Source organism: Frankia sp. AgB1.9 (genome assembly GCF_016786355.1).
Taxonomy (GTDB): domain Bacteria; phylum Actinomycetota; class Actinomycetes; order Frankiales; family Frankiaceae; genus Pseudofrankia.
The window spans coordinates 1-9654 of sequence record NZ_JADWYX010000132.1 but is presented as its reverse complement, the minus strand read 5'-3'; the positions used below and the strand labels follow the sequence as shown (position 1 = coordinate 9654).

General features: G+C 70.0%; 7 protein-coding genes. All 7 read right to left on the bottom strand.

Features of this window, described 5'->3' with window-relative positions:
• Positions 1–1787 precede the first annotated feature (1787 nt).
• The gene (locus tag I6A60_RS34740) at positions 1788–3935 is read right to left on the bottom strand and encodes a cell division protein FtsK (protein WP_203011908.1); all 2148 of its coding nucleotides are present in this window, start codon (positions 3933–3935) and stop codon (positions 1788–1790) included.
• 171 nt (positions 3936–4106) lie between these two features.
• On the bottom strand, positions 4107–4304 hold the full coding sequence (locus I6A60_RS34735) for a hypothetical protein (protein ID WP_013422785.1): 198 nt from the start codon (positions 4302–4304) through the stop codon (positions 4107–4109).
• A 3-nt stretch (positions 4305–4307) separates the two neighbouring features.
• A complete protein-coding gene (locus tag I6A60_RS34730; protein ID WP_203011906.1) occupies positions 4308–4646 on the bottom strand; it encodes a cysteine protease in 339 nt (112 codons plus the stop codon).
• Between the two features lie 39 nt (positions 4647–4685).
• Positions 4686–4910, bottom strand: a complete 225-nt coding sequence (locus tag I6A60_RS34725) for a hypothetical protein (protein WP_203011904.1) — start codon at positions 4908–4910, stop codon at positions 4686–4688.
• Between the two features lie 14 nt (positions 4911–4924).
• Complete coding sequence (locus I6A60_RS34720) at positions 4925–5122, bottom strand: hypothetical protein (protein ID WP_203011902.1); 198 nt, start codon at positions 5120–5122, stop codon at positions 4925–4927.
• A gap of 230 nt (positions 5123–5352) precedes the next feature.
• On the bottom strand, positions 5353–6993 hold the full coding sequence (locus I6A60_RS34715) for a protein kinase (protein WP_307874014.1): 1641 nt from the start codon (positions 6991–6993) through the stop codon (positions 5353–5355).
• Between the two features lie 73 nt (positions 6994–7066).
• Complete coding sequence (locus I6A60_RS34710) at positions 7067–9544, bottom strand: bifunctional diguanylate cyclase/phosphodiesterase (protein WP_203012078.1); 2478 nt, start codon at positions 9542–9544, stop codon at positions 7067–7069.
• Positions 9545–9654: the final 110 nt, after the last annotated feature.

Below are 9654 nucleotides of genomic sequence, written 5' to 3'. Positions count from 1 at the left end.
GGGGCATAAAGACCACCGCTTCGGATCTGTGGAAGCCTGTACTATCATCCTATCTCTCTGCTTTTTGTTCTTTGCATCGATGGTTTGGAGAAGACTATGAGTAGGCCTTCTCCGCAGCAAACTTCTAGAGGAGCGGCAATCTCGGCCGCCGTCGTCGCCGCCGGGGCCCTAGGGGCATCTGTTGGCGTCGGCCTACTATTTTCTTCAAGTTTGCACAAGTATTGGCCAATTTTCGTCGCTGTTGCCGGTGCGCTCATTTCAGCAGTCGGAGCCGCGACGGCGAGACTAGTAAAGATAACAATACCCCACCGGATTAGGGTGGCCATAATTGGGTCCCCGGGGGTCGGAAAGACAATGTATGTAACAAGTCTCTTCGACCGGCTGCAGACCGTTCCAGAGCCGAGTTTTCGGTTCTCCCCTTCCTCTGAGACGCTTGGCCGCGTCTTCGATGCGCTTAATGGTCTCAGGCGCGGCGAATGGATCCAACGCACTGCGCGCGACTACCTGTACCTCTATTCAGCGAAAATCTCACTCATGGCGCCACCTCAGGCCCTCCTTCGTCTCTTTCCTGGCCGGCCTGCCGAATATGAACTCGAATTCGCTGATGCTGCAGGAGAGCAAATTGGCGAAATGGTACCAGGATCGGTTCAGTGGCAAGCAAAGACCTCATACTTTAGTTACGCCACCGACAGTGAAGCGCTATTCCTGGTTATCGATTTTCCGGCTGCCACTGGAATCGGGCCTCAAATTACCCCTCCGTTGAGCGAGCAGGTAAATGACCTAATCTTCGTCTTGCAGACGGTTTGCGAGGCCAGGGATATAGGACCATCGCAGCTTCTCGAATCTCCAGTGGCAATAATCCTAACGAAGTGCGACATCGGACTCTTTCCCGATCCCGATCCCGATCGCAACGACGGCGAGTTTATAAATCACGTCACGAGCCAACTCTTCAATGACAACGAAGACCTGAGTCGCCTCATGGCTGTTGCGAGGTCAAGATGTAGATGGGTCGCATCCTTTGGAGTGTCGTCCCTTGGGCCCCTTGGTGCTTCCGACAAGCCGCCGCAACGAATCTCCCCAATCAACGTGACCCAGCCACTTGAATGGATGCTTCGGGTTCGATACCGGATGCGTTGACAATTCCGAGGTGGCCACCCCGCTACAGAGTGAGACAAGTCGACGTGGGTGGGGGTGTGGCGGGTAGCGGGGGTCTCGCGCTGCCGCTACACCCCGAACCTCGCCATCGGCGTCCCGTCGCGCCGCGACATGCTGGGGACGTCTCCGTAGTCCGATCAGCACTCGCATGCTGCACAACACCGCGTCGGCGCTTTCAGTGATCTACGTCGGGGGCCGGTTTGGTGGTCTCTGTCGGGTGAGGATGCCGGCGATGCGGGCTCTGGCCGCTGGAGGGACGGGTGGGGCTTCGGCGAGGGTTTCGGCCATCCAGCGGTTGAATTCTTCGGTGTCGTCGTTGGCGGGTTCAGCGTCCGGGGTGTCGGCTGTCTGGGGGGACGCTGCCGTGGCCGCGTCCGGGTCGGGTCCGCGAAGAGGTGGGTCGGGCGGGCGCTGCGCGGGAGCGGTCACGCCAGTCTGCCTTGTCTCCCGGCGTCGCCGGGTTTGTGGGTGTAGCGGGTAGCGGCCGTGTCGGGCGTCGCGGGCCTCTGGTGCGGGTTTTCGGCCTGCCGGGCGCGCTGCCGCTACCCGCTACACCGGGCGAAACGTGCTGGTCAGGCGGGGTGTGGGGTGTAGCGGGGGGTGTAGCGCTGCCGCTACACCCCCGCCTGCCGCTACACGTCCACGCGCGCCCGGTGGGCCTCGCGCAGGGCGTCCACGCGGGCGCCCTTGCGCACCTGGCCGTCACGGCGGACATCGACGCTGGCGACCCCGAGCGCGCGAAGTTGCGCGCTGATCGCGTCGGCCGTGGCGTCGCGGTAGTGGGCCGGGTAGGCGGTCGCTAGCCGGTCGGCCAGTTCGGGCCAGTGCAGCCCGGGGGCGCCGTCGGCGAACACGGACAGCGCGTCGGCGAGCACGTCACGCGGTTCGCGTTGGGCGATGTGTCCGGCTGCCTGCCCGGACAGCGTTCCGGCGTGTTCTCGGAGTTTCCGGCCGATCGTGAGAATGTGCGCGGCATCCTCCGCGTCGGCTAGGAACGTGCGGACCGTGGGGTTGGCTTCGCTGGCTCCGCGTAGGATGCCCGCGCCTTTGTGCTCGGCCGCGAGTACTGACGAGTCGAGTCCTTCGCTGAACGCGCCCGCGCCGAGGACCAGATCCGAGACCTGCCAGGATCCGGTGCGTAGGGAGAAGCGGACTAGGTGGTTGTCGCGGTAGTCGGTGAATTTCTTCGCGACGTCGCCGGACCCGATGCCCGAGGGCCGTTGGGTGGCGCTGCCGATGATGACGCCGGCCGCCGGGGCTACCCGGATCAGGTAGACCAGGAGCGTCGCTATTTCGGTGTCGGCCGTCGAGTTGCCGGTCGCGAAGAACTCTTGGAACTCGTCGAGCAGGAGCATCCGCACGGGCATGCCATATTTCGGGTCGCGGGCAATGTCGCGGGTGAGTTTCCCTTCCGGTACCAGGTCGGGTGGGAGGTCTGACAGTGCGAGGTATCGGGCCTGCACGTCCGCGCGGATCTCGCGGAGTGTGTCGATCAGAATTTCGGTCGGGTCACCTTCGCGGGTCGGGGCCAGCCCGAACACGGTCCGGTCGGCGATGGCATCGAATTTCCGCCAGTCCGGTTTCCCGCCCCCGTCCGCCACGGTGATGCGTACGTAGGGGTCGAGCGCGGCGAACAGACCGAGGGAACGGAGCGCGAACGTCTTTCCCTGCCGGGGCTGCGCCCCGACGAGAATCGAGTTCCACAGAAGGTCAATCGCGATCGGGCGGGCGCGTTCATCCAGCCCGAACGGGGCCGGAGTCCAAATGTCGGTCGGGTGGCCGCGTAGGAGTGGCGTGCGTCCGGCGGGAATCGCCAACGGGTCACGGTCGGCCACCCACAACGTGTGCCGCCGGTGCGACGTCGGATCGCGGGTGAGAAAGACCTGCGTCACCGCGACGTCGAGCCCCGACGCAATCGCACCATGGGCTTTCACCGCGTCGGTGAAACCTTTCCCGTACGGGAGGTCTACCGAGACGCGGGAACCGTCGCCATCGCGGGCCATCGGCGTACCGAACGTGATCCGCTGGTCATCTTTGTCCGCGCCGAGCCGTGCGGCGTAGTAGGCGCGCAACACGATGTCGGCGTTGAGCTTGCGGAAACGGGGGGTGACGATCGCGGGCGCGATCAGCGGCCGTCCCGACGGCCGTCCGGCCCGCGCCAGCACACCCACGGCCGCGACGACGGCCAGCGCGGACGCGGGCCACGGGAGGCGGGCCAGCGCGCCCGTCAGGATGGCCAGCGCGGTCAACCCGGTCCCGCCGGCGACGAACACCAGGACGGAACGGGACCGGCGGCCGGTCCGGGCCTCACGGTCTAGCCGGAGCCACGTCGCCGAGTCGCCCGTCTCCACGGCCGCCCGCCGCAGGGGGGCGGACTCCGCGACCGACCACCACCGGACAAGCCGGCCGGCAAGGCGGCCCGTGCCGAGCGCAGCGGCCCCGGCGACGAGCAGGAGATACCAGGGTGCCCGCACAGCGTGGTAGGCCATCACGTGCGCCCGCCGGGCTCCGGTGTGTCGCGCGGTCGCAGCGAGCTGCCCGTGGGCGAGGCTCGGCGGGATGATCGGCCGCCGCACTCCACCGGCGGCCATGGCCGGGGCCGGGGTCGGGTCGACCGGCACGGGGTCGGCGGCCGGGAGTTCGTCCAGGATGGTTTCGTAGCTGCGTTCCAGCGCGGCGGCCCGCGCCGGGGGAAGGTAGGGGCGGATTTCCGCGATGACGGCGGGAATGTCCGGTACCCAGCCCGTAGGCTCGGCCGGCACCGGCAGGTTATCGGACACGGGAAACTCCCAGAACACGCGAGACAGGGAAAGCGGGGGGTCGCCGGGCGCGGGGGGGGGGCCCCCGCCGGGCCGGCGGGGGGGCGCGGCGGGGGGGGGCGCGGGGGGCGGCCCCCCCCGGGGGGGGGGGGGGGGGGCCCCCCCCCCGGGCCGGTGGGAACCGTGAAAGGGTTAGGAAGCGAGCACCGCGCGCAGGAATCCGTCGAGCTGCGCGGCGACGGCTTTAATGGTCGGGACGAACCCGTAGAACGACCAGTACCAGCCGAGCAGAATGCACACCACCGGTACCAGGCTCCGTGTCCGCGTGCGGGGAGCGATCAGCGCGACAAGCGCGAGAATCCCCAGCAGAATGATGATGGTGATCTGCATGGCTCAGACCTCCAGCTCTGCGTCGGAAAGCTCGACGTCCTCGTCATTGTCGTCTTCCGGGAGGATTTCGACCCCGGCCGCGGTGGCCCAATTTCGGTATGTAGCGCGCCATTCCACGCGGGTCCTATTTCGGAACTCCTTGACGAACGAAACGGCGGCGTCGACCAGCTCGGCGGTTTCCCCGTCGTATTCCGGCTCGGCCATCAACGCGCGGTGCATGACCTCAGTAGCGGTGTAGGTCTCCATGTGCTCGACGCGGGCACGCTCGGCCCGTTCCGCGAGGTCGTTCAAGGTCAGCGGCCCGTAGCCGGTCACGGGAATGTCGCCATCGGTGCGGAACATGAAAGGGTTCCTTCCAGGGAAGATGCGGGGAAGTAGCGGCTAGCGAACGGCCAGCGCGAGAACAAGCGGGGTAAAGCGGGCCGCCGACGCGAGCAGCCACACGAGCGCGACCCACACGGCCACCGACACGCGGCGCGGTTTCATGCCGTGCCAGACCAGGCCCATCACGACGACCGTTTCCAACAGCCACCACACGGCCGCCGGGAACAGCAGGACGAGCGCCGAATGCGAGGCCGCACCGGGGGCACCGGAGAAAGGGTTCATGCCGATCGCGACTCTCATTGGTCCCGGCCTCGCCGGATCACGACGAGCGCCGCGTAACCCAGACCGGCCACGGCTAGGAACGGACCGGCGACCGTCAACACGTGACCCGCCACGTACGAGAAGAACAACAGGACCAGATAGAGCGCAGCGACGGCCGCCGACCAGCGGAACAGCCGCGACAACATGGACGGCCGATACACGAAACGAGGCATGACAAACTCCAGCGGGAAAAGGCGGGTGATGGTTTCGCGGCCAGCTCCGGTGTGCTGCCGCCACGACCAATCTGCCCGTCCCGCAAACAAATGTCACGTAATCCGAACAGGATCTATTTCTACATTTTCATTGTAGAAAAACGCGGAAACGCGACGGGTTTAAGGAGAATTCCCGACGGAATTCCGACACCGATCCGACACGGACCCGACGTCACGACGAAAACCCGACATCAACCCGACGTCGATCCGACACGGACCCGACGAGAACCTGACGCCAACCCGGACCGGCCGCCTACCCGCCACCGGGGGCGGCCCGGGCGCCCCCCGGGGCCGGGGGGGGGGGGGGGGGGCGGCGCCGCGCGCCCCCGGGACGGCGGGTCCTGGCGGACGACGGTGCCGACGGGGCTGTCCGCGTAGCAGCCGTACAGGTAGGGGATGTTGCCGAACCCGGCCTGCTTCAGGGTGGCGGAGGCCTGGTCGAGGGCCAGTTTCCGCACATCGGGCACGGTGGCGTGGTCGTCCTCGGCCGGCTGGACCTGGCCTGGGGCCGGGGTGTCGGCGGCCTGCGCGTGGTTGGGTCGGCTGGCCGGACCGCTGGCGGCCGAGGTGCTCGGCCCGACGGTTGGGAGGACGTCGCCGGTCGCGGCCGTCATCGGTGGGGCGGCCGTCATCGGTGGGTCTGTGGCGGCGGGGCGCGTGGCGGCAAGGGGAGCGGCGCCGCCCGTGCCGTGATCGCCGCCGACGGCCGCCGCGAGGGCCCACGATCCGGCGGTGAGGATGACGGCCGCCGCGAGGATCGCCGCCCAGATCAGCCGCGCGGGGCGCTTCGCGCCTGCTGGCCGCGCGGGCGGGGGATCGACTTCCGTGTCGCCCGCCGCGGCGGGCGTGGATGCCAGCGCGGCGAGGGCGGTCTCGGACGTCAGCTCGCCGAGCGGGGGTGGGAACCCGTCTGGCCGGGGCGACAGGACGGTCTCGTCGTGCTCGGGCGGTGCTGCACCGGCCACGGCGGCGGCTCGGCGCGGGTCGGAGGCCTGGCCGGGCAGCGGGGTGGGAGACGGCGTGGCGGTCAGTGCGATCGTGAGCTCGGCGCGGGCGTCGCCAGCCGTCGCGGGACGGTCGGTCGGGCTCTTGGCGAGCAGCCGGGCAAGCGTGGGCCACAGCGTTCCGGGCAGGCCGTCGAGCGGCGCGGGCGACTGCTCCAGGTGCGCGCGCAGCATCGCGATCGGATGGTCGGCGTCGAACGGCGCCCGGCCGCTGAGCAGCTCGTAGAGGACGATGCCGAGGCTGTACAGGTCGGCGGCAGGGGTCGCCCGCGTCTGCCCGGAGAGCTCCGGCGCCATGTACCGCGGGGTACCGATGAGGCCGGTCCGCCGGGTGATCGCCGCGCCGTAGGTGAGCCGGGCGATCCCGAAGTCGGTGAGCATCGCCTGGGGGCGGCCGGGATCGGTGGTGTCGACGAGGATGTTCTCCGGCTTGACGTCCCGGTGGACCACACCCTGGCCGTGCACGACGGTGAGGGCGTCCAGAACCTGGTCGGTCAGCGAGACCGCGGCCGTCGGGTCGAGCGGTCCGGACGCGCGCAGGTAGCGCCTCAGGTCGGTGCCCTCGACCAGGTCCATGACGATCGCCAGGGTGTCGCCCTCGGCGACCAGGTCGCGCACCCTGACGAGGTGCGGGTGTTCGAAGCCGAGCAGCACCCGGCGCTCGCGCAGGAAGCGTTCGACGACCTCTGGGTCCTCGGTGAGCTCGGCCCGCAGGATCTTGACGGCGACCGGGCTGCCGTCCGCCTCGCGGCTGCCGCGCCAGACCTCACCGCTCGCGCCCCGGCCCAGCGGGGCGTGCAGGACGTACTGGGAACCAAGCCGGCGCACAGGCGACACCCCCCGCTGTCTCTGGTGGCCAGGGACAGTCTATGAGGAGGTGCGCAGGTCAGGGCAGGTGGCCTCAACCGGTCATGGGCTGCCAGCTTCGCGGCGGAGCGCGGCCAGGCGTGGCCCCCAGAAGCTCCAGCGTCCGCGGCGGCCCGAGCAGGCTGCCCTGCCCGAAGCGGCAGCCGGCCGCGCGCAGGGTCTCCAGCTGCGCTGACGTCTCGATGCCGTCGGCGCCCACCGTCAGGCCGGTCGCGGCGGCGAAGTCGATGACGGCGGCGCGGGCGGAGGGCAGGCTCGGCCAGGGCGCCCGCCGCGCGGTCACCAGGTCGGCCGAGAGGATGGCGTCCAGCTTCAGGAGGCGCAGCGGCAGCTGGTAGAGCGCGGCGAGCGACGTGTCGGCGCCGCCGACGTCGTCGAGCGCGACGTCGACTCCGGCGCTGACCAGCCGGCGCAGCGTCGTCTCGGCGGCGGCCAGGTCCGCGATGTGGGCGGTGCCGGCGACCTCCAGGACCAGCGCGCCGGCGTCCAGGCCGTGACAGCGCAGCACGCCCTCGACGTGGTCGGCGAACTCGCGGCCGCCCACCCGGCCCGGGGAGACGTTGACGTGCATCCGGACCGGCGCGCGCAGCCGGTCGCGGATCGTGGGCAGATCACGGCAGGCCCGTTCGAGCAGGTGGGTCTCCAGCTCGGCGATGGAGCCGTCCCGCTCGGCGGCCCGGAGAAGCTCGTCGGCCGGAATCGGGTAACCGGTGGGCAGCACCCAGCAGAGCAGCGCCTCGACCCCGATGGCCTGGCCGTCGGAGAGGTCGCGGATCGGCTGGTAGCAGACGGCGAGGTCACCGGTGGTGCCGTCGGTCGTCAGCTTGAGCGTGAAAGTCGGGCCGACGGTGGCCGCGACGCTCGTGGCCACCGGCTCGCCGCCGTGCGAGAGGACGAGTCCGCCCTTGTGGCTGTGCTTGGCGGTGTACATCGCGGTGTCCGCCCGGTGCAGCAGCTGCTCCGCGTCGTCCACCGGCTCCTGGACGTCGGCGATCGCGAGGCCGATGCTGACCCGCACGTACCGCCGGCTCCCGCGGACGGTGAACGGCTGGCGCATGACGGCGAGGATCCGCTGCCCGGTGTGCTCGCCGGTGATCCGTGCCTCGCCGGCGCCGGCCAGGTCGGTGAGCAGGATGGCGAACTCGTCGCCGCCGAGCCGGGCCGCGAGGTCCTTGTCCCGCACGGCGCCGCGCAGCCGGCCGGCGACGGCGCGCAGCAGGTCGTCGCCGGCCGCGTGCCCGAGGGTGTCGTTGATGCTCTTGAAATTGTCCAGGTCGCAGAACAGCACGATCACCGCCCGCCGCTCGGCGCGGTGGTTCTCGATCGCCCGCTCCAGCTCGCTGGTGAACAGCGCGCGGTTCGGCAGGCCTGTGAGCTCGTCATGGAAGGCCTGGTGGCGCAGCCGTTTGTGCGCTGACTGCAGGGTGGCGAGCAGCCGGACGTTCTCGGCCATCGTGATGAGCTGGCGAAACGTGACCAGCGTCGCCAGCAGCAGTGCCAGGTAGAGCGAGGCGCCGCCCAGCGCAGTTCCGCTGACCGCCAGCCCGACGATGAGCAGCGCGGCGGCGCCGAGCGGGAGATAGGGCACGTAGACGTGGGCCCACGGCCAGACCAGGCCTTTCCCCAGCCTCGTCATCGACGCGTTCGCCTGGTCACCGGCCCGCCCGCGGCGCTCCGGGACGACGAGCGAGAGGGCGATCAGGGGCTGGCCGACGGCCAGGCCAATCCAGTAGGGCGCCGTGTGCGCCAGGTTCTCGGTCCCGTCGAGGGTCAGGCTGACCACAGCCGTGTCAGGGGCGACCACCGCGGCCAGCCCCGCGATGAGCAGCGCGATCGACCGCCCGTTGCGGGGCCGCCGGAAGGTCGCCAGCAGCATCGCCAGCACCACGAGAAGCATCCCCCACAACGGGAGGGCCATCGCGAGGAAGAAGGCCATCCCGCGCACGCCGCTCGCGACGATCTCGCCCAGCGTGGTTGTCCAGATGATGAACAGCATCGAGACCACGATCACCAGGCCGTCCAGCGCGACGAGGGCGTTCGAGTAGCGCGGGCGGCTGCCGGGACCGCGGGGCAGGCCCCGCACGTCGCGGTCCGGCTCCGTCGGGATCAGGAGCAGCGCGACGGTCGTGACGAGGAAGGGCACCAGGTACAGGACGTCCACCAGGCCCAGCGCGACCCGCTGGACGTGGTGGAGCGGGTAGTGGCGGATCCAGTCGGCGGCGCCGGCGAGCTCGAGGACCAGCGTCACCCAGATCAGCAGCCGCCAGCGCCGGTCGACGCCGCGAGTGCGGAGCACGCCCACGCCGGCGATGACCACCGCCGCGAGGTTCGACGCCGCCACCGACACCGCCTGGACGTTCAGCCGGTGCTGCCCCTCGAACATCAGCGGCACGAAGGCCAGCACGATCAGCAGCCCGACACCGGCGGCCATCATCCGGAATACGCCTTCCGGGACCGGGCGGCGGACCTCCCGCGGGTCCGAGCTCCCGGCGTCGACGTAGCTGGATTGCATGGGCGGGCCCCCTCCCCCGGGGGCAGTATTGCCGGCGGGGGGGGGGGGGGGGGGGGGGGGGGGGGGGGGGGGGGGGGGGGGGGGGGGGGGGGGGGGGGGGGGGGGGGGGG

What these genes read in the sequence shown, in the direction of transcription:
- I6A60_RS34735 (WP_013422785.1), bottom strand. Translation starts at nt 4,304, where the DNA reads ATGCAGATCACCATCATCATTCTGCTGGGGATTCTCGCGCTTGTCGCG.
- I6A60_RS34730 (WP_203011906.1), bottom strand. Translation starts at nt 4,646, where the DNA reads ATGTTCCGCACCGATGGCGACATTCCCGTGACCGGCTACGGGCCGCTG.
- I6A60_RS34725 (WP_203011904.1), bottom strand. Translation starts at nt 4,910, where the DNA reads ATGAACCCTTTCTCCGGTGCCCCCGGTGCGGCCTCGCATTCGGCGCTC.
- I6A60_RS34720 (WP_203011902.1), bottom strand. Translation starts at nt 5,122, where the DNA reads ATGCCTCGTTTCGTGTATCGGCCGTCCATGTTGTCGCGGCTGTTCCGC.
- I6A60_RS34710 (WP_203012078.1), bottom strand. Translation starts at nt 9,544, where the DNA reads ATGCAATCCAGCTACGTCGACGCCGGGAGCTCGGACCCGCGGGAGGTC.